Consider the following 19643-nt stretch of genomic DNA (forward strand, 5'->3'; position numbering starts at 1 on the left):
ATTCATAAAAGGACAACTAACCCGGTGATATTCCGGGTTAGCTGTTTTCAAATTAAGCACCTTATGTTGAAACAAATTGCCTTTGGATTGTTTTTGCTTGCCATTCCATTTCAGAATTATGGGCAGGATTCACCAAACGTCATAATTATATTTGTTGATGACCTTGGGTACGGGGATCTAGGAGCGTTTGGACATCCAACTATAAATACCCCCAACATAGATAAATTAGCTTACGATGGGGTAAAACTCACTCAGTTTTATTCAACTTCTCCAGTTTGCTCTCCTAGCAGAGCTGCACTTTTGACTGGGAAATATCCGATAAAAACAGGGATTTATGGCAAAAGAGGTGTGTTCTTTCCTGATTCTGATAAAGGGCTGTCCAGTGAGGAAATGACAATTTCCAGTTTCTTAAAGGATAGCGGATATCAAACTGCCTGTATAGGCAAGTGGCATTTAGGCCATTTACCCGAATACCTTCCCAACTCCCATGGATTTGATTACTATTTTGGAATACCTTATTCCAATGATTTAAGTCCGGCCACGAGTGATTGGGTGGGAGTGACAGATTTTCCACCTACACCTTTGATGGAAAATTTTGAAATTATTGAAAGAGAACCGGATCAGCGCTGGCTTACCAAAAGATATACCGAAAAATCTATCGAGTTTATCGAAAAAAATAAGGATAAAAAGTTTTTTCTGTATCTCGCACACACTTTCCCTCATGTCCCGTTATTCACTTCCCCCAAATTTGAGAATAAGTCTCCAAGAGGGCTGTATGGAGATGTAGTGGAAGAATTGGATTGGAGTGTTGGTGAGGTTATGAAAACACTTCACCGTTTGGGAATCAAGGATAATACTTTAGTGATTTTTACAAGTGATAATGGACCTTGGTTAACCCAAAGACTGAATTCGGGTGATCCTGGAATTTTCAGGAATGGAAAGGGGACTCTTTGGGAAGGAGGAGTTCGGGTTCCCGGGATTATCCATTTTCCTAAGGTCTTAAAACCTAAGACGGTGAATAATAAATTCTACTCCACATTGGATGTTTTGCCTTCGATTATTTCTTTGGTCGACCCTGAAAGATCCCTGCCCCAAGACTTAGATGGAAGTAATTTTTTGGATGAGTTAAATGATGAAAAAACTGTTCATGAAAAAGTGCTTTACTATTACCATCAAGACCAACTATTTGCTATCAGAAGAGGTCCACTTAAGGCTCATTTTCGAAGCCATGACTCCATATACGGAGGCGATAGAAATTACAAAGAATATGATCCACTGCTCCTTTTTAACATTGAACAGGATCCTGGAGAAAAATTCCCGCTTGAAAATTTAGATGATAATATTATTAAAGAGTTTAAGTCACTCTTTGCAAAGCAGGTGAAAAATGTAGTGCCCACTCAAAGTAAGATTGACAGTAAAATTAATGATAATCAAAATGAAGATTTATAGATCATGTAGTATAGTTTTTTTGATACTACTTTTTCCTATTACAGTACTTGGACAAATTGATTATCCATCTGGAAGTGTAGTAAATATTTTGAACTATGGAGCAAATTTAAATGATGGTAAAACTGATGCCACAGAAGCAATAAACAAAGCCATTAGAGAACACGATCTAGACTTGTTTCAAAGAAAAATCATTTTCTTCCCTGAAGGCACTTATTTGCTTTCTTCTTCAATACATATCGACGCTATAAATCAAGAAAAATTAAATGGAAGTGGAAAATCTATAATATTTCAGGGAGCAGGAAAAAACCATACATATTTTAGATTAAGGAATAAAACTTTCACTGATAAAGAAAATCCAAAACCGGTTATATCAACAACAGGTTCTGATTCAGTGGTAGAGGGATATACTAATATAGCATTCATGACAAGTATCTTCGATCTAACAGTAGATATAGGTGAAAACAATCCCGGAGCTATAGGGATTAGATTCATTGCGAACAATCAGGGAGCTATTCGCGATGTTGATATAGTAACTTCAGATAAGGATAATTTAGGCTATACTGCTATAGACATGGAAAGAGCCAAGATTCCAGGTCCTGCTTTAATTAAAAATGTAAATATCAAGGGTTTTGATTATGGTTTAAGGTTTGGGAGTCTCAATTATGGGATGACTCTTGAGGATGTTAAAATCAGGAATTACAAAATGGCTGGCATTTTCAACGATGGCCATATTATAAGCGCCAGAAAATTGAAAACTGAGAATGGGAATGGACCTGCTATCATTAATAAGAACAAAGATGGTTTTTTAATATTTATAGATTCCGAATTCCAGGGGATTGGGCCATCGGGTATTGAAAACTGTGGTGTCCTGAATTTGATAAATGTGGCTTTCTCAGGTTTTGAAAAAATATCAGAAAATATCTACGTAGAAGGAAACTTTATTAAAGAGTTTTCATCACACGATGTAAATAAAATTGGTGATTTTAACCAGAAAAATTTCAAGATTCTGGAAACGCCTGAAGTGATTAGGTCTAATATAAGAAATTGGGTAAATGTATTGGAATTTGGGTATGAGTCAGGAGGAGATGATGCGGGTCCGGCTATCCAAAAAGCAATAGAGTTTATGAATGAACCCGGGAATTCTGAAATGAATGTTTTGTTTTTCCCATGGGCTGAATACAAAATAGAGACACCAGTCAAAGTTTATGGAAATGTCCTGAAAATAGACGGGAATTTCGCATCATTTTTTTCTTCAGAAGAAAAGGATTTGGAGGAAAGCGCCATGTTTGCCATTGAATCAACACATTACCCCGAACTTTTTATTGAAAGATTCAGTGTTGTTCCACAAAACAGGAGGAAAATGTTCCCGGTTTTTTCTAACTCCAGTGATAAGGATCTAGTATTAAGACATATTTACATTGGCCACGGTAAAGCGTATGAAAATAATAATGCAAGTGGTACCCTGTTTATAGAGGATGTATGTGCTCTTAGCCAGGTGTATTACACTAAAGTAGAGGATCCTTTTGAAGAAGCTCAACCTCAATTTGAATTTGGAAATCAAACTGTTTTTGCCAGACAATTAGACACTGAACAGAGATATACTCATCTTCAATCAGACGGGGGTAATCTCTGGATTTTGGGCATAAAAACTGAAGAGCCGGGAGTTGTTATTGAGGCTAAAAATGGAGCTAATGTATGGTTATATGGGGGTACAATACTTCCTTCCTTCAAAGATATTGGCGATCCTATTTTTAAGATTAGTAATTCGGATGCCACAGTGTTTGCAGTGGAGCATATAATTAAACCCAAATACGAAGTTTTGGCATTTTACAACAAAATAATTGAAACAGTGAATCGGGATTCTCCTCCTTTAATAATGTATAAAAATGAATTTTTTCAAAGAAATGAGTTTGGTTCAATAGTTCAAATTATTGTTTCTTCCAAAAATTTTTTAGATAGTGGTACAGTCAGGCCTCAAAGAAAAACACCAATATAAAATGATTCCATCTTTCTATGAAGGTTTGTATTTTGGTAAGATAAAATTGGTGTTTTTCTGCGTGCTGTTTATCAATTTCAGATCTTCACTTTCATTTACTGTTTCAAAGGATTCCATATATAATTTCACCTATCAAGAAGCAACTGCCTCCCTTAAAAATGATATATTAAAATTGACAACAGGAAAAGTTGAAAGGACGCTACTTTGGACTGATATGGGCTTCAGGACAATTGGCTTGCTTGATATTGAAAATAAGATTGAATGGGCTGATTTGAAAAGTAATCACCTTTCGGATTGGGAAAATCCTTTAAAAGAGGGTTTAAAATATAGAGGTTTTATAAAAAATGTGAAGTTTACTGTATCAAATGATGAGAGCTTTTCATCAAATCATTTATTGGTTTCGATTTTGATAGGTTATGGAGATTTACTTGAGATTAAATATGTGTCCAGACTTTATCCAAAAGCTTCGGGAATTTATACGCATCTGGAGATCAGAAAATTGAAAGAGGATACTGAATTATCCTATGCTCTTGATAATACCTTTAAAGAATACTATGGATCTACACAACTTCAAAAATCTATAAGATCAGAATATATACCGATTGATTTTTCTAAACCAACTGACCGTATGTACTGGGGATATAGAAATGACCCAGGGCATACAGTGAATACCTTTAGTATGCTTAGGGAGGAAAAGTTTGCCGGTTTTCCTTTGTTTCAGGCTGAGTGGAATAATTGGGCAAGTGGTATGGTTGTATCTAAAGATAATTTCTCTTTAACCGTAATAAAACAATCCAGTAAAACTTCCAATAATAGTGGCCACGAAACAGGACAGTTTTTCAGTTCTCAGAATGGTTTAGAAGTAACCGGCTGGGGATTAAAACCGGAGGAAATTACTCAAGAGTTTAGAAGTACTTGGCCCACATGGATCATAGTATCCAGTGGAGATCAACCAAGCAGACAGCTATCAATCAAATCCTTTGATAGGTCAGTGTTCCCGATTGACTTAGACCGTGATGCTGTTACCATTATAGATACTTGGGGTAGCGATTTCAGGGAGGATAATCCTACCAAATTGTTCGGAAGAGAAAATTCCCATTTTGATGTTGTGTCAAAGGAAATAGTTAATGCATCTACTCTAGGGATAGATATTGTAAGAATTGATGATGGCTGGCAGAATGGAAAGACCTTTACAACGAACAACTGGTATCCTAATAAAGACATGGGATATGCAGATGACTGGCGTAATGTAAAAGAACTAGCCGATGCACACAATGTAGGTCTAGGGCTCTGGGCAAATATTCGGATGATAAGTAGAGATGAATTGTTTAAAATTCAGAAAGACCTTGAGCCAAAAACTTGGAAGTTCGATTTTGACCTGATCCATAATTGGGAAACATTCGATCAAAGGATGAGGCTTGCTAGAAATTTGGTAAAATCTTCTGGATTCAAAACACAAATTGCATGGTGTCCAGAATATAATGATTCTAGGTATGGTTGGTATAGTAAAGCAAGAAGTGTAGGACCCATGTTTTTCCAGAATATACAAAATAACCTTCCAGAGCATGTCATTTATGTTCCATACGTCTCCCTGAGACATCATTGGAATTTTTCCAAATACTATAATCTTAACAAACTTCAATGTAACATCCAAAATCCCGCTTTGACAAACAAAAATCTGTCAGATGCCCAATTTCATGATATTGGTTATGCTACTGCTATATCCTTAGCAGGGGCTCCGGTTTATTTTATGCTCACTCAGTTACTTACTGATAGGCAAATGGCAAAAACAAAAGAATTATTGGAATTTTATAATGCCGAAAAAAGGGAAATGTTTTCAACGTTTGTTTTTCCTCTTGGCAATGAACCCGATAATAAATCATGGACTGGTTTCCAGCTCCATAATCCGGAAAAGAATTCGGGCTATTTTCTGATTTTCAGAGAACTACACAGTTCTGAATCATCTAAAGAATTAAATGTCTACTTTTTAGATGAAAAGAAATATCAAATAACTGACCTCATTTCCGGCAATCAACCATCACCATCTCAAGGTAAAGGGGATATTATGGAAATAGAAATTCCTGAAGTTGCCTCCTTTAGATTCTTGAGATATAAAATTGTAGAAAATTAAGCCGTCAATATGAATGTTCCTCGAAATAAAAATCTTTTAGTTACACTACTGATTTTCACCCTACTATCTGGGAGATTGAGCGCGCAGGATAGGCCCAATATCCTATGGATTTCGGTAGAAGATATTGGACCCATGTTGGCTCCTTATGGAGACAGTACTGCTTATACACCTAATATCAATTGGCTTGCCAATGAGGGAGTGGTTTATGAGAATGCCTATGCCACTGTTGGAGTATGTGCCCCGAGTAGAAGCAGTATCATCACGGGGATGTATCCGACCAGAATCGGAACTCATAACATGAGGACAGGAGCGCCTTATGGGTTTACACAACCCGAAAATGAAAGCTATAAAACTTATTATGGTCAACGGGATATCTTAAATAGAGAAATTCCACAGTATTCGGCTGTTCCTCCTGAATATGTCAAATGTTTTACCGAGTATTTGAGAGAAGGGGGTTACTTCACGTCCAATAATGATAAATGTGATTATCAATTTAATTCCCCGATCACAGCATGGGATGAAAATGGATCAGATGCCCATTACCTAAACCGGGAAAAGAATCAACCTTTCTTTTCAGTATTCAACAGAATGATCACTCATGAATCCAGAGTTTTCATGAAAGAAAATGATCTTATGTTGGTGGACACATCCAAATTAAACATACCGGGTTATTTTCCCGACATACCCATAGTAAGAAGGGACCTCGGACGGGTTTATTCAAACATTATGGAACTAGATTCTGAAATAGGAGATATTCTAGACACCCTTAGAGCTCATAAACTGTTGAATAAAACAATTATCATTTTATGGTCGGATCATGGTGGCCCATTATTGAGGCAGAAAAGAGCTATTGGTAACTCCGGATTGAGGGTTCCACTCATCATACGATATCCTGACGGACATTTAGCAGGCACCAGGGATAGCTCCATAGTTTCATTGATGGACTTGGGGCCTACAGTATTATCCTTGGCGGGTATAAATCCTCCTTCCTATATGGATGGGAAAGCTTTTGCCGGACCTTTTAAAAGCGTGGCTCCCAGAAAATATTCTTTCGGATCAGCTGATCGCTTCGATGAAGCCATAGATATGAGTAGATCGGTAATAGATGGCCGTTTTGTATATATTAAAAATTTTAGACCTCAGCTGCCTTTACTCCCTAGAATAGCCTACAGGGAACAAGTTAAAATGAACAGTACATTGATAGAAATGAATCAGGCAGGATTACTTTCAGGTGACCATGCGTATATGTTTATGAAAACAAAGCCAGTGGAAGAATTATATGACTTGCTTTCAGATCCATATGAGCTTAAAAACCTAGCCCAACTACCGGGGTACGATAATAAATTAGGTGAATTAAGAAATGCGCTTGCCTCCTGGCAAATGGAAATCGGAGACCTTGGATTTGTTCCTGAATATGACCTCATCCAGATGATGTGGCCGGGACTAAAGCAGCCTAAAACTTCAAAGGTTGTTTTTGTCACTGAAAAAGATTTCCTGCAACTTAAAAGTGATACAAAAGGAGCGAGTATCGCTTATCAGATCAATGAAGAAATAGGAGGGGATAAATGGAGATTATACCATGGCAATCTCAAATCACAAACTATACAAAATATTGTGGCAAGGGCAGTTCGATTGGGATACAAAACCTCTGAAATAACTTCTTGGCATCAAAATGAGAAAACCGGTGAATAACAAATTGATGACAAACAAAACGAAAAAGCTAAATATAGGTGTGTTGCCAATCCTGATTTTTCTGCTTGTTACAGGATCAGTTCAGGCCCAAACGGTAAATGAATTGGTTGGGAGAGGTGGATTGTCAAGTTTTATCAAAAAGGTTAAGACTAATAACCATATCAGTATAGCCTATTTAGGGGGTTCAATTACCGAAGCGCAAGGTTGGAGGGAACATTCCTTTGAATTTTTTAAAGAAAGATATCCTAACACTTTTTTCAATCAAATAAATGCTGCAATTGGGGGGACAGGTTCGGAGTTTGGCGCATATCGTTTACAGGAACATGTTTTGGTCCATCAGCCTGATTTGGTTTTCGTGGAATTTGCCGTTAATGACAATACCGTAGCTGAAGATAAAATCATTCAAGCTATTGAAGGAATTGTCCTTCAGATTAAGCAAAACAATCCTGAGACTGACATCTGTTTTGTATATACTATCATGGAAGGTTTTCTTGAGAATGAAAAACATGGTCAACTTCCTGATTCAAAATTAGCTATGGAAAAAGTGGCAAAACACTACGGTATACCAACCATAAATTTCGGTTATGAGGTAAGTAAAAGGGTGGTTGAAAATTCCTTGATTTTTACTGGTAAGCATTTTTATAAAGATTCCATTCCGGTTTTTAGCGCTGACGGCGTTCATCCATTTTTTGAAACAGGACATGCGATTTATGCTGAAATATTTGAGAGGTCTATGGAAAAGCTCTTATCAAACTATTTACCTGTTGCGGATTCCACCGCAGGTCGTCTCCATCCATCACCCTTGATTATTTCTAGGTGTGTTACACCAGATCCAAAATATCTTGAAGGGAAATGGTCGTCTTTTAATCCGAAAAAAACAGAGGGTTTTGAAAAATTCTCCAGGTTTTTAGATTCCATTTATTTACCATCAGAAGAGAGTGCTTATTTGCAGATAGAATTTAAGGGTACTTCAATCGGTTTTGTGGATATCATAGGTCCCGAGGCTGGAGCCTTGATAATCGAAGTGGATGGAAAGAAGAATTCAAATAAAGTAAGGTTCGACGAATACGGTAATTTTAGACGGATTAGTTATTTCCTCATAGAGGATTTAGAAGATAGGGTACATCAAGTGGTTATAAAAATCGACCCTAAAAAGTTTGATAAAGAAGCCATATTAAATAAAAGAAAGATAAGTGTAAATGATCCGGCTATGTATAAAAATCAGACCTGGCATCTGGGTAAAATTTTAGTCAACGGGGTTCTGCTATAAGTCATGATAGGAATAGGTCAAAAAAATAATGTCGTGGACCAATTATGTTACTTACGGTAAGATTTCTAATAATAAGGAAACATCCTGATTCATAACAATGGGTTACTCAGCAAGTAATATGCCTAGGATTATATTTAAGATTACATTAAATGAATGAGAATGAACTTTAGAAGATCTACCATTATAATGATTTTTATTGCCTGGGTTTTATCTTTTGATACTATGGCCCAAGTTAAAGAGGGGATCTATAATGAAAAGTTTAGGCCTCAGATTCACTTTTCACCTCCTAGTAAATGGATGAATGATCCCAATGGATTGGTGTATTTGGATGGTGAATATCATTTATTCTACCAATACAACCCTAATGGAAATACTTGGGGTCCCATGCATTGGGGACATGCAATTTCAAAGGATTTAGTCTACTGGCAACATTTACCCATAGCACTTTACCCAGATGAGCATGGAATGATTTTTTCAGGATCAGCTGTCTATGATGAAAATAACACTTCTGGTTTAGGGACTGCCGAGAATCCTCCCTTGGTGGCTATATTTACCTACCATGATTCAGAGGCCAAAAAATCAGGAGAAGAAGATGTTCAATCTCAGGGAATCGCCTTCAGTACAAGAGGTAGAAGTTGGACTAAATTCAGTCAAAATCCTGTATTGTCTAATTCGGGAAGACCGGATTTTCGAGACCCTAAAGTTATTTGGGTAAACAATAAATGGGTTATGTCCATTGCGGTGAAGGATAAAATCCAATTTTTCTCTTCTCCCAATTTAATTAATTGGACTTTTGAAAGTGATTTCAATCCAGAATGGGCCAATTATGAAGGAGTTTGGAAATGTCCGGACCTCTTTCCTTTGACTTTACCGAGTGGAGAAGAGAAATGGATCTTATTGGTGAGTGTAATAAGTGGTGGTCCACAAAAAGGTTCTGCCACCCAATATTTCATTGGTGATTTTGATGGTAAAACCTTTACGACCGATCTTTCACAAATTCGATGGTTGGATTACGGTGCTGATAATTATGCTGGAGTGACTTGGTCAAATATACCCGACGCAGATGGCAGAAGAATTTTTATAGGTTGGATGAGCAACTGGTACTATGCACAAAAGACCCCTACTTCTCCGTGGCGGTCTGCCATGACGCTTCCTCGAGAGTTGAAGCTGATTGGAACTGATAAAAAATTTGCTTTAAAGTCTTCTCCTATTGATGAATTAAATAAGCTTAGAAAGACTAGTCAATATAAATATGGATCAGTCATTTCCCTTGAAGAACCATTGGTAGAGCTTGAACTTGTGCCTGAATTGAATGACTTTTCCATTTCTTTTTCCAACATTAAGGGCGAAATAGTAACATTGAACAAGTCTGGCGATGACCTTTCTTTTGATAGGTCCAATTCTGGGAAGGTAGATTTTCAAAACGGTTTTGGGGCCGTCCACCATGTAGCCTTAGAGGGTCTGGACATATATCAGGTCCAGATATTTCTAGATAATTCCTCCCAAGAGATTTTTATCAATGGGGGACAGGTAACGCTGACAAATCTACTATTTCCAAATGAATCTTATGATAAAGTAACCTTGCAGGGTTTTAAAGATAAATTTACACTTCACTACCTATCTTCTATCTGGTAAAGGGAAATTCATCTAATACTTGAGAATATTTTAAGGAGGATATTGGATTTGCACACCCTATATTTAATGAGATGAAAAAAATAATCAAACAGTTAAGAATGAAGCCGGCCGGTGATCTTGCTTATGAAATTGAAAAGACATGGAAAAGAAAATAATTTATTGTGCATCTATATTATTTATTTTAGTTCAATTTAATGGTTTCTCTCAGCGAATACCAAGTAATATTGATGAAGATCAGGTTCCTCCTTTTGTATTAACCCATCCTTTGAAATATGCAGATGGAAAAAAAGTTAAGAATATAAAAGAATGGGAAAACTCGCGAAGACCAGAAATTTTGAATCTTTTTAAAGATCATATTTATGGTGAATATCCGGGAGCTAGTGTTATTGACTTTAAAGTCGTCAAAGAAGATGAGGTTTTTGCAGGAAAGGGCAAAAGAAAACAAGTTCAAATTTATTTAGGGAAATCGAAAGAGCTTTTTTTAAATGTTCTTTTGTACCTCCCCATTAGTAAAGCACCTGTACCGGTTTTTGCTGGACTTAACTTTTGTGGTAATCATTGCACTACTTTTGACTCTTTGATTTTTTTGAACGATAACTGGATTGCCGACAATCATAAAGGGGTGAGTAATAATACGGCTTCAGATAGCTCAAGAGGATCTCAAGCTCACAGGTGGCCATATGAAGAGATTATTAGTAGGGGCTATGGTGTAGCAACATTGTATTATGGTGAATTGGAGCCTGATCATCCTGAAGGATGGAAGAATGGTGTGAGAAGCCTGCTTAAGGAGGAACTTAGGATCGAGCCTGATAAATGGGCTGCGATAGGTGCATGGGCATGGGGCTTAAGCAGGGTACAGGATTATCTGGAAATAGATAAAGATGTAGATGCAAAAAGAACTATAGTTCAGGGACATTCTAGGCTGGGGAAGGCAGCACTTTGGGCCGCTTCTAATGATACTAGGTTTGCAGCTGTTATTTCTAATAATTCTGGAGAAGGGGGTGCAGCTTTATCGAAAAGGTGGTTTGGTGAAACAATTGAACACCTCAACTCTTATTTTCCTCATTGGTTTGTGCAAAAATATAATGATTACAGTGGTAAAGCTGAGGAATTGCCCATTGATCAACACCTGCTTTTAGCCAGTATAGCACCAAGACCAATTTACGTAACAAGTGCTTCGGAAGATCTTTGGGCAGATCCTAAAGGAGAATTTTTGGCCTTAAGAGAAGCAGGAAAAGTTTATAAACTTTATAAAATTGCGGGTCTGGCCATTAAGGAACAACCTCAAGTGGAAATGCCTGTTGGAAAAAAGATTAGATATCACATGAGAAAAGGAAAACATGATATTCAGCTTTATGATTGGATTCAATTTCTGGATTTTGCAGATTATATTTTCAAAGAAAAGTAAGTGAATAGCACCTTCCTACAAAAACGAGGAGGAGTCTAAATTGGTATAATTCTGATCTGAAGGATATTCAACATAAAATTATTATTAGTGAAGAAATATTTTAAAATGGTCAGAATTTTTTTTAAATACTTTCCTTCTAGTCAATATGGAAAAATTAAAAGACTGATTTTTTGTGTAGAATGAAACTGTCTTCCGAGTAAGTTTTTGATAACAGGACAATTTCTATCAGCCCTTTTTAGAGCCCATTGATTTACTTTTGATGTTTGAAATTTTCGATGAAATTTTAAACTCTTTGACAACTGAAGTAATTGAATTTACCGGTAGTTCTACTCACTCAAATTTGAAAAACTATAACTTATAAATAATTATTTTATAAATAAAATATGCTTTACATCACCCAATCAATTATTTCAAATTTCATTAGGAAAATTGGAATTATATTTCCAATTCTTTGTATTTTATCCTGTAAGACAAGTAATGTTAAAAATACTAATGAGAATAAATTCACCAATGATAATTTGGAGTTTTCCCAAAAATTTCATGAAAAAATAGTTGACATTTTTAAGGAAAAAGAATTGGAAGGTGATTTTATTTTTGCAATAGTAGGTGAAAATGGATTGTTGTATTCGAAAGCTATTAACAATAAAATTATAAATGGAGAATCATCCTTCTTAGATAACAATTCTCCAATTTACGTAGCCTCACATACAAAGTCCTTCACTGGTACATTGGCAAAAATTTTAGAGGAGAAAGGAAAGATTGATTTAAATAAATCACTCTCTAACTATCTTCCTGAGTTAAATTTTAAAGATAGTATTGACGTTGATAAAATTTTCATTAAGAATCTTTTGAATCACACACACGGCACCTTTAGCACAACTCTTACCTGGAAGACAGCTTTTTTAGGCTACAGTGGTAACAATTCAGAACTAATAGAGGATTTCAATAATGATTTTTTATATGATCCTTCTGGTAGTTTTAGATATTCAAATGTTGGTCCTATAATTACAGCTATAGCAATAGAAAGTGCAACTGGGAATTCTTGGAAGGATGAAATGAAGGAACACATATTTCAGCCTCTAGAAATGTTCAATACCACGACCAAAGTTTCAGATCTCCATTATGATAGAATCCGTCCCTCTGTAACAGTTTCCAAGGAACATGGGGTCATTGAAACTGGTTTTGATAAAAGTGATATACTAATGCACGCTTCTGGGGGAGTGATTTCAACAGTCAATGATCTCTCTAAATGGCTAAGTGCCAACATCCGGCAAGATAATATTTTGTTATCCCAAGAATCATGGAAAGAATTACATACTTCCAATGTTTCCCAGGACAAGTCTTACTTCACTTATAATCGGAAAGGATATTCCCTTGGTTGGGATATTGCCGAATATCAAGGCGATACTATTTTAACCCGTTTCGGTGGGTTGGCTGGAATAAGTTTCCATATCTCCTTCATTCCTGAGAAAAAAATCGGAATAATTGCCTTTTCTAGTGATAATAGGGCATATATATTACCACATTTAATGGCAAACTATGCGTATAATGAGTTAAATGAGAACTTAGCTGACAGTATTTTTCAAATTGAAAGAATTAATTTTGAAAAAGCCTTTGACAATGAAAATGCGTTAGTGTATCCCAATAAAACCCAGCTTTTAACACAAAATGAAACCAAGCAGCATATACAAGGCTCTTATTTAAGCACATCAGGTTGGCCACCAATTAGTATTAATCAAGAGGCTGATCACTTTATTTTCAACTGGGGTGTCTTAAATGGAAAGATATTTAAAACTGAGGATGGCCATTATACCAGCAACTTAGGCCTTCTTAATAGGGACTTTGAAATTAAAAGTGACACCTTAAAAACTGGATCACTAATTTATATTAAGATCAAGCAGTAATTCCAAAATTACCCAATGAATAAAGTCTTCATGAAAAAATCCATTTTCAAAGCAAGCTCTTCAAATTAATAAGGAATCGATAATATTTTAGGCGATTTCAAACGAAAAAACCACACAAAATTTTAAGCTGGATTTTGGATTGAATTAATCCCGGCTGCCGATTGATGCTCAAATTGTCAGGGGGAAGGTGAAGTAGGTTCTTCGTGATTATTTGAATCCCTTTTTTATACCTGTTCGGGTATAGAATATTAGATACAAATAATAAATATACCCGTTCAGGTATAAATTTAATTTTTTCACTATCTTTATACCCAATCGGGTATAATATATCTATGGAAAAATTAAGTCAGTTCATAAAGGAGAGGCGTAAAAGCCTTGGATTAACTCAAGAAGACCTTTCCTTCAAAGCAGGAGTGGGGTTGCGATTTGTCCGGGATCTTGAGCAAGGAAAAAAATCACTGATGGTTGATAAAGTCAACCAGGTATTATCACTATTTGGCCATGAACTTGGTCCGGTACCAACAGAAAGAAATGAAGACCGCTAAAGTTTATATGCATGACAGATGGGCTGGGAGATTGACGGAAGATGAGGACGGCTACCACTTTAAATATGAAGAATCCTATTTGGGACAAACGGATGCTGAAGCAATCAGTGTAACCTTACCGTTAACAAGTAAAGGATATCATAGCAAGATCTTATTCCCTTTTTTCGACGGACTCATTCCGGAGGGTTGGCTATTGGATATAGCACAAAAAAACTGGAAACTAAACCCAAGAGACAGAATGGGGATACTTCTACAGACATGCCATGACTGCATAGGAGCAGTATCCATTCAAGCTCAGGAAGAAAATGAAAAATAAATGCCTCTATTGTTATAATGAAATTGATTCAGGAGAACTCAATACCAAAGCTGGACTGAAAGGATACCATGAGAAATGCAGTAAGAAGTTCTTCGGAAAAATCACCCCTCCGGAACTGGATTTTGACGAAGATCAAATTTTAGAGCTAGCCGAACAAGTGATCAAAAGTCAAAAAACAGTAACAGGGGTTCAGCCTAAACTATCACTGGGACTTTCGGAAAATTCAACTACACCTGAGCGATTTACAATTGTCGGGCTCTGGGGAGAGTACATATTAAAACCTCAAACGACAAACTATAAAAATCTACCCGAAATTGAAGACTTGACAATGCACTTGGCCGAAATAAGTAGACTGAAAACGGTAGAGCATTCCCTAATCAGATTAAAATCAGGCCAATTGGCATACATTACAAAAAGGATAGACCGTAAAAAAGGTAAGAAATATCATATGGAAGACATGTGCCAAATAACAGAACGGATGACTGAACACAAGTACAATGGATCATATGAGCAAATTGCAAAAGCCATAAAGAAGTATGCTGAAAATCCAGGCTTGGATGTTACAGACTTCTTTGAGCTCGTTATTTTTAGCTTTCTCACAGGAAATAATGATATGCACCTTAAAAATTTCTCATTATTAAAGAAAAATTCTACTTATGAGTTGTGTCCTGCTTATGATCTTTTATCCTCAGAGCTGGTAGTTGAAGATGATAATGAAGACCTAGCTTTAAATTTGAATGGAAAGAAAAAAAAGATAAAAAAGGAGGATTTTGAAATAGCCATGACAGGCGCTGGGCTGGAGCAAAAAGTAATAGAAAACATTTTTAAAAAATATAAAAGACTAATTCCTAAATGGGCCAGATTTATTGATCAAAGTTTTTTAAGTAAATCAATGAAAGAAGAATATAAAGACTTAATTCAACGAAAATCGGTTCAAATTAAACTTGATTAGTGTCGATTTACATTTCCGTTAAGTAACCGAGGTGCGCCTCTCACGCCACCGTTTGTTCTGATGGTCTCCCAGTATCAAGTTCGGGGTAGGCTGTATACGACGTTTCAAAAAGCAAAACCGACAACATTAAATCTTGAACAAATCCAATTCAACGATTCAATAAAATACTGAACCGAGGCCCTTAATTAAACAGTTCTTCGATTCAACAAACTTTCATAATTAACAACACATTAAAGAGCCCTATTTTTTCCCGAAACTAAATTGTACTTTTTAAAGAGGGAAATGATTGAATAAATTTACAAATCTACTTCCTAAAATCAGATTCCCTATTAAATTCAAATTATGGAAGTGTTTATCAATGCTTACTTAAGTTGCTAATAATATGTATTTTATATAAATTATTATGTATTAGGTGTTTAGGAAGTTTTACTTTGTACTACTTACTTATATTTAACTTTTTATTGTTGTATTTTATTCATAATCAAACACTTAAAATATTTTAATCTTTATATTTATTTTTTTTGCATCATACTCCTATATTTATTGCCTATGAGCAACGATTTATTTTCTCAAGGCAATTCCAGAAGGCATTTCTTGAAATCTAGTTCCCTCTTGGGAGGGCTTGCCTTTTTAGCCCCAGCAGCCAAGGTTTTTAGTAACTCAGAGGCTTCGATTGATTTAGTAGACAGTTCTGGTGAACTTCGATTTGTTCACACTACAGGCGTGAAAGGGCAAAATGACCCAGTCTGGAAAGCAGAGTTTGGCGGGTTGAATTCAATTTCCAAAAGTTTAATAGATGAAGATTTTCAAGGTCTGAAAATCGATTCAGGAGATTTTCTCAACTCAGAAGTGTCTTTTTCAGAGAATTTAGAGTTTGTTCAAAACCTTAGAAATTATGGTCTTCATTTAGCGGGGCTAGGAAAAACAGAACTTAATCTGTCCGAGAGTCAACTGATGGAGCTTTCCAAAAAGGCTTCATTTTCATTAGTGAATACCAATTATCGATTCGAAAACACTGATCTGGATCAAGCTATCAAAAAACACCTCATTGTCAATTTTGGCAAATATAAAATGGGTGTAATAGCAGTTTCAGACGAACTGGGTTCTATTTCCAAAAAAGTCAATAATCCTATAGAAACGGCCCTTAGGGAGTCTCAACTACTCAAATACTTATATGCCTGCGACCTAGTGGTCTGTATAGTCAACTTTGAGTTAAAGCATGGTGATGAAAACCAGATAAATAAACTTGCGAAAAAGGCAGAACACATTGATTTTATCTTAGACGCAAATCCTGCGCAAACTAGGCCCGGATTAACCTTGGTAAAAGATCAAGCTGGAGATGAAGTTTTCATCAGCCGTGTTTTAAATTTTGGGAAATATATAGGTGACTTTTCAGTCCGTTTCACCCCGAAGTACGCTAAATGTCTGGTTTCAAACTATTCCAGAATTCCTGCTGTGAAAAATCCTAGACTCGCGGCTTCTTTAATCCATGAACTTTCAAGTCAACAAGTATAAATATGGAACCATTTCTATCAGAAATCTTTCTTTTTTCATTCAATTTTGCTCCAAAAGGATTTGCCTTATGCAATGGTCAATTGCTCCCAATCAACCAGAATCAAGCATTGTATGCTCTTCTGGGAACTACTTTTGGTGGAGATGGCATAACGAATTTTGCTTTGCCTGACTTGAGGGGGAGAGCTTTGGGCCACGTGGGAGACGGTTTTGCACTGGGAGAGCGAGTTGGAGAACAAGCTCATACGTTGAGTATTTCAGAGATCCCCACTCATATTCACCAATCGAATGAATCTACAAGTTCAATCTTGAAAATCAGTTCCTCTTCTTCAGCAAATTCAGGAGATCCAGAGGGTCGTGTTTTTGCTGGTAACAGCAACTTTCCAAATCGTTTCGGTGACAAATTTGACGAAGGACTTGCCGAACAGCCTGGATATGCTTCTGGTAGCGCTGGAAGTAGCCAAGCACATTTGAATATGATGCCTTTTTTAACCCTTAATTATTGTATTGCTCTTCAGGGCATATTTCCATCACCAAATTGATTAAAATATGAGTGGTTCAGATCCTTTTGTTGCAGAAATCTGCATGTTTCCTTTCAATTTTGCTCCAAATGGTTGGGCATGGTGTGATGGGCAATTATTGCCTATATCTCAAAATACTGCATTATTTTCTCTTTTAGGAACTACATACGGAGGTAATGGGACAACTAACTTTGCTTTACCAGACCTTCAAGGCCGGGTTCCTATGCATCCTGGACAAGGCCCGGGACTTTCATTGCACGATTTGGGAGAGATGGGAGGCCAGGCTACGGTTACGCTCCTTGAAAGTGAGATTCCAAGTCACAATCACAATGTTGATATAAATATTCCAGTCGGAGGCACAGCTGATACAGATAGTCCATTGAATGCATTTCCTGCCACTTTTGCTGATGGAGAACAAATAAATGGAAACCCAGCAGTATTGTATTCATCAACCCCAGATGGGACTCTGGGTTCTTTTAATTCTGAAATTAGTTCAAATCCTGCTGGTGGGGGACAGCCTCACAACAATATGCAGCCAACCCTATTTGTTTATTATTGCATCGCTCTTCAGGGAGTTTTTCCACCAAGAACTTAAAAATCATGGCTCAACCATATGTAGGACAAATTAGTATTTTTGCAGGAAATTTCGCCCCTGCGGGGTGGATGTTTTGTGAAGGACAATTATTGCCTATTTCTGAAAATGAAACCTTATTTCAACTCATAGGAACAACCTATGGTGGTGATGGGCAATCAACATTTGCACTTCCTGACCTTAGAGGTAGAACACCTATTCACCAAGGGAATGGTTTTATATTGGCTGAAACAGGAGGGGCAGAAGAAATCAGCCTAAACGTCAATCAAATTCCCCAACACGCTCATACTTTGAAAGGATCCAGTGTGGTAGCATTAGGATCGAATGCAGGTAATTCTTCTGATCCAGTAGGGAAATATCCTGCCATATCACCAGGAGTAAATCTCTATAGTAAATCGGCTAGGGAAAACGTGAATATGGCTAATCAGGGATTGGCTAATTCTTCTATTCTGACTCCTACAGGTGGCAGTCAGCCACATTCTAACTTTCAACCATACCTGGGACTAAACTTTATCATAAGCTTATTCGGTATTTTTCCTTCTCCTACCTAAATGAAAAATATTGGCCTCTTACTTCCCAAATCCAGCACGCATCCAGACATTGGATATGATTTCTTTTTTGGGCTAAAAGCATTTTTTTCCTTTCAGACTGATAGCAACCCCGTTTTTCATACTGCAAATATCGGGTTTGGGATTGATGATGACCTGCTTTATTCGGAAACAGAGAGGATGTTTTTGGAGAAAAATGCAGATGTGTTAGTAGTTTTTGCTGATCACCCTAAAGTAGATAAAATCTTCCCTCTGGCGGCGCAGTTTGGTCGGACTATTATAGTATTAAATTCAGGAGCAAAATATCCTGTTGACTGGCAAGCGCCTGACTTTGTCCTGTTTCTTACTTTGGGAGAAATGTTATCCGCGAAATTAGCGGCTAAAAAGAGCATTAACCTAACTGGAATTATCGAAGGAATTAACACAACCAATTTTTATGATGGCGGATATGGGATAGGAGACGGATTTTATCTAGGACAAGAAAGTGCAGGAGGAAAAGTTGTCTTTAATTTTATAGGCAAGCATTTAGAAGCTGATTTTGATCCACAGCCATTAGTAGACTATCTGTCTGAAAATCAAGGAAAATTTTTGATTTTTTCAATTTACACAGGAAAAATATTACCCCTATTTCTTAAAGCCATAAAAGGGTTTGGCTCAAAAGTAACTTTGGTTTGCAGTCAGGCAATGATCCAAGAAATAGTTGCTAAGGAACATCTCCAAGGAATGTCTTTACCGGAGATTTTTGCCTTTAGTTCACTGAATCCAGAATGGAAAAATCAAGGATTTCAGCCCATCAATGAATACATCAAAAACGAAGTTAAGCGGGATGTTTCTCCTTTCTCCTACTTAGGTTGGGATGCTGGAGAAGTGATAATGCGGCTTTCTTCTAAAATAAATTATACCTGGCCTGAGAAAGTAAAGCAGCTTGAAGATAAAACGATAAAAGGTAGTAGAGGAAATTTAAAATTTCATTCGAAAACCGGACATTTTATCGGGGATCAATATCAGGTCAGATTGCGCGATCGAAAATTAGAAGTTTCAAAGATTGAGCTAAATGAGGTTTTTGAGGAATGGGAGAAATTTATAGAAACCCGTTCTCAACCCCCGCAAGTAGGTTGGTTTAATACCTATTTGTGTTCCTAACAAAGTGAATTTTAAAGCCTGGCCTTTGA

The 19643-nt window shown here is 36.7% G+C and carries 16 protein-coding genes; all 16 read left to right on the forward strand.

What is annotated here, in order from left to right; all coding sequences use genetic code 11:
- Positions 1 to 63 precede the first annotated feature (63 nt).
- Positions 64 to 1449, forward strand: coding sequence for a sulfatase family protein (locus BM043_RS08430; RefSeq protein ID WP_092790692.1), 1386 nt, complete (start codon positions 64 to 66; stop codon positions 1447 to 1449).
- The gene (locus BM043_RS08435) at positions 1436 to 3445 is read left to right on the forward strand and encodes a glycosyl hydrolase family 28-related protein (RefSeq protein WP_177188442.1); all 2010 of its coding nucleotides are present in this window, start codon (positions 1436 to 1438) and stop codon (positions 3443 to 3445) included. Before BM043_RS08430 ends, BM043_RS08435 begins: the two co-directional genes overlap by 14 nt.
- Position 3446: 1 nt before the next feature.
- Positions 3447 to 5576, forward strand: coding sequence for an alpha-amylase family protein (locus tag BM043_RS08440; protein WP_143189497.1), 2130 nt, complete (start codon positions 3447 to 3449; stop codon positions 5574 to 5576).
- Between the two features lie 9 nt (positions 5577 to 5585).
- Complete coding sequence (locus BM043_RS08445; protein WP_092790697.1) at positions 5586 to 7268, forward strand: sulfatase family protein; 1683 nt, start codon at positions 5586 to 5588, stop codon at positions 7266 to 7268.
- A 7-nt stretch (positions 7269 to 7275) separates the two neighbouring features.
- The gene (locus BM043_RS08450; RefSeq protein WP_177188443.1) at positions 7276 to 8538 is read left to right on the forward strand and encodes an SGNH/GDSL hydrolase family protein; all 1263 of its coding nucleotides are present in this window, start codon (positions 7276 to 7278) and stop codon (positions 8536 to 8538) included.
- Between the two features lie 159 nt (positions 8539 to 8697).
- Positions 8698 to 10173: a glycoside hydrolase family 32 protein gene (locus BM043_RS08455; RefSeq protein ID WP_245752993.1), complete on the forward strand. Its 1476-nt coding sequence runs from the start codon at positions 8698 to 8700 to the stop codon at positions 10171 to 10173.
- Between the two features lie 139 nt (positions 10174 to 10312).
- Positions 10313 to 11581, forward strand: coding sequence for an alpha/beta hydrolase family protein (locus tag BM043_RS08460; protein WP_092790702.1), 1269 nt, complete (start codon positions 10313 to 10315; stop codon positions 11579 to 11581).
- Between the two features lie 383 nt (positions 11582 to 11964).
- A complete protein-coding gene (locus tag BM043_RS08465; RefSeq protein WP_092790703.1) occupies positions 11965 to 13485 on the forward strand; it encodes a serine hydrolase domain-containing protein in 1521 nt (506 codons plus the stop codon).
- A 332-nt stretch (positions 13486 to 13817) separates the two neighbouring features.
- Complete coding sequence (locus BM043_RS08470) at positions 13818 to 14030, forward strand: helix-turn-helix transcriptional regulator (RefSeq protein ID WP_092790705.1); 213 nt, start codon at positions 13818 to 13820, stop codon at positions 14028 to 14030.
- A complete protein-coding gene (locus tag BM043_RS08475) occupies positions 14017 to 14346 on the forward strand; it encodes a HipA N-terminal domain-containing protein (protein WP_092790707.1) in 330 nt (109 codons plus the stop codon). Before BM043_RS08470 ends, BM043_RS08475 begins: the two co-directional genes overlap by 14 nt.
- The gene (locus BM043_RS08480; protein ID WP_092790708.1) at positions 14336 to 15298 is read left to right on the forward strand and encodes a HipA domain-containing protein; all 963 of its coding nucleotides are present in this window, start codon (positions 14336 to 14338) and stop codon (positions 15296 to 15298) included. Before BM043_RS08475 ends, BM043_RS08480 begins: the two co-directional genes overlap by 11 nt.
- Before the next feature lie 549 nt (positions 15299 to 15847).
- The gene (locus tag BM043_RS08485; protein WP_092790711.1) at positions 15848 to 16813 is read left to right on the forward strand and encodes a bifunctional UDP-sugar hydrolase/5'-nucleotidase; all 966 of its coding nucleotides are present in this window, start codon (positions 15848 to 15850) and stop codon (positions 16811 to 16813) included.
- Between the two features lie 2 nt (positions 16814 to 16815).
- Complete coding sequence (locus tag BM043_RS08490; protein WP_092790713.1) at positions 16816 to 17352, forward strand: phage tail protein; 537 nt, start codon at positions 16816 to 16818, stop codon at positions 17350 to 17352.
- Between the two features lie 7 nt (positions 17353 to 17359).
- Positions 17360 to 17926 carry a phage tail protein gene (locus tag BM043_RS08495; protein ID WP_092790715.1) on the forward strand — a complete coding sequence of 189 codons (567 nt, stop codon included), beginning with the start codon at positions 17360 to 17362 and terminating at the stop codon, positions 17924 to 17926.
- A 5-nt stretch (positions 17927 to 17931) separates the two neighbouring features.
- Complete coding sequence (locus BM043_RS08500; protein ID WP_092790717.1) at positions 17932 to 18474, forward strand: phage tail protein; 543 nt, start codon at positions 17932 to 17934, stop codon at positions 18472 to 18474.
- 177 nt (positions 18475 to 18651) lie between these two features.
- Positions 18652 to 19614: a type 1 periplasmic-binding domain-containing protein gene (locus BM043_RS08505; RefSeq protein WP_143189498.1), complete on the forward strand. Its 963-nt coding sequence runs from the start codon at positions 18652 to 18654 to the stop codon at positions 19612 to 19614.
- Positions 19615 to 19643 lie beyond the last annotated feature (29 nt).

The sequence above is a fragment of the Algoriphagus hitonicola genome, from assembly GCF_900113375.1.
In the GTDB taxonomy this organism is placed as follows: Bacteria; Bacteroidota; Bacteroidia; order Cytophagales; family Cyclobacteriaceae; genus Algoriphagus; species Algoriphagus hitonicola.

What these genes read in the sequence shown, in the direction of transcription:
- BM043_RS08430 (WP_092790692.1), top strand. Translation starts at nt 64, where the DNA reads ATGTTGAAACAAATTGCCTTTGGATTGTTTTTGCTTGCCATTCCATTT.
- BM043_RS08435 (WP_177188442.1), top strand. Translation starts at nt 1,436, where the DNA reads ATGAAGATTTATAGATCATGTAGTATAGTTTTTTTGATACTACTTTTT.
- BM043_RS08440 (WP_143189497.1), top strand. Translation starts at nt 3,447, where the DNA reads ATGATTCCATCTTTCTATGAAGGTTTGTATTTTGGTAAGATAAAATTG.
- BM043_RS08445 (WP_092790697.1), top strand. Translation starts at nt 5,586, where the DNA reads ATGAATGTTCCTCGAAATAAAAATCTTTTAGTTACACTACTGATTTTC.
- BM043_RS08450 (WP_177188443.1), top strand. Translation starts at nt 7,276, where the DNA reads ATGACAAACAAAACGAAAAAGCTAAATATAGGTGTGTTGCCAATCCTG.
- BM043_RS08455 (WP_245752993.1), top strand. Translation starts at nt 8,698, where the DNA reads ATGAACTTTAGAAGATCTACCATTATAATGATTTTTATTGCCTGGGTT.
- BM043_RS08460 (WP_092790702.1), top strand. Translation starts at nt 10,313, where the DNA reads ATGGAAAAGAAAATAATTTATTGTGCATCTATATTATTTATTTTAGTT.
- BM043_RS08465 (WP_092790703.1), top strand. Translation starts at nt 11,965, where the DNA reads ATGCTTTACATCACCCAATCAATTATTTCAAATTTCATTAGGAAAATT.
- BM043_RS08470 (WP_092790705.1), top strand. Translation starts at nt 13,818, where the DNA reads ATGGAAAAATTAAGTCAGTTCATAAAGGAGAGGCGTAAAAGCCTTGGA.
- BM043_RS08475 (WP_092790707.1), top strand. Translation starts at nt 14,017, where the DNA reads ATGAAGACCGCTAAAGTTTATATGCATGACAGATGGGCTGGGAGATTG.
- BM043_RS08480 (WP_092790708.1), top strand. Translation starts at nt 14,336, where the DNA reads ATGAAAAATAAATGCCTCTATTGTTATAATGAAATTGATTCAGGAGAA.
- BM043_RS08485 (WP_092790711.1), top strand. Translation starts at nt 15,848, where the DNA reads ATGAGCAACGATTTATTTTCTCAAGGCAATTCCAGAAGGCATTTCTTG.
- BM043_RS08490 (WP_092790713.1), top strand. Translation starts at nt 16,816, where the DNA reads ATGGAACCATTTCTATCAGAAATCTTTCTTTTTTCATTCAATTTTGCT.
- BM043_RS08495 (WP_092790715.1), top strand. Translation starts at nt 17,360, where the DNA reads ATGAGTGGTTCAGATCCTTTTGTTGCAGAAATCTGCATGTTTCCTTTC.
- BM043_RS08500 (WP_092790717.1), top strand. Translation starts at nt 17,932, where the DNA reads ATGGCTCAACCATATGTAGGACAAATTAGTATTTTTGCAGGAAATTTC.
- BM043_RS08505 (WP_143189498.1), top strand. Translation starts at nt 18,652, where the DNA reads ATGTTTTTGGAGAAAAATGCAGATGTGTTAGTAGTTTTTGCTGATCAC.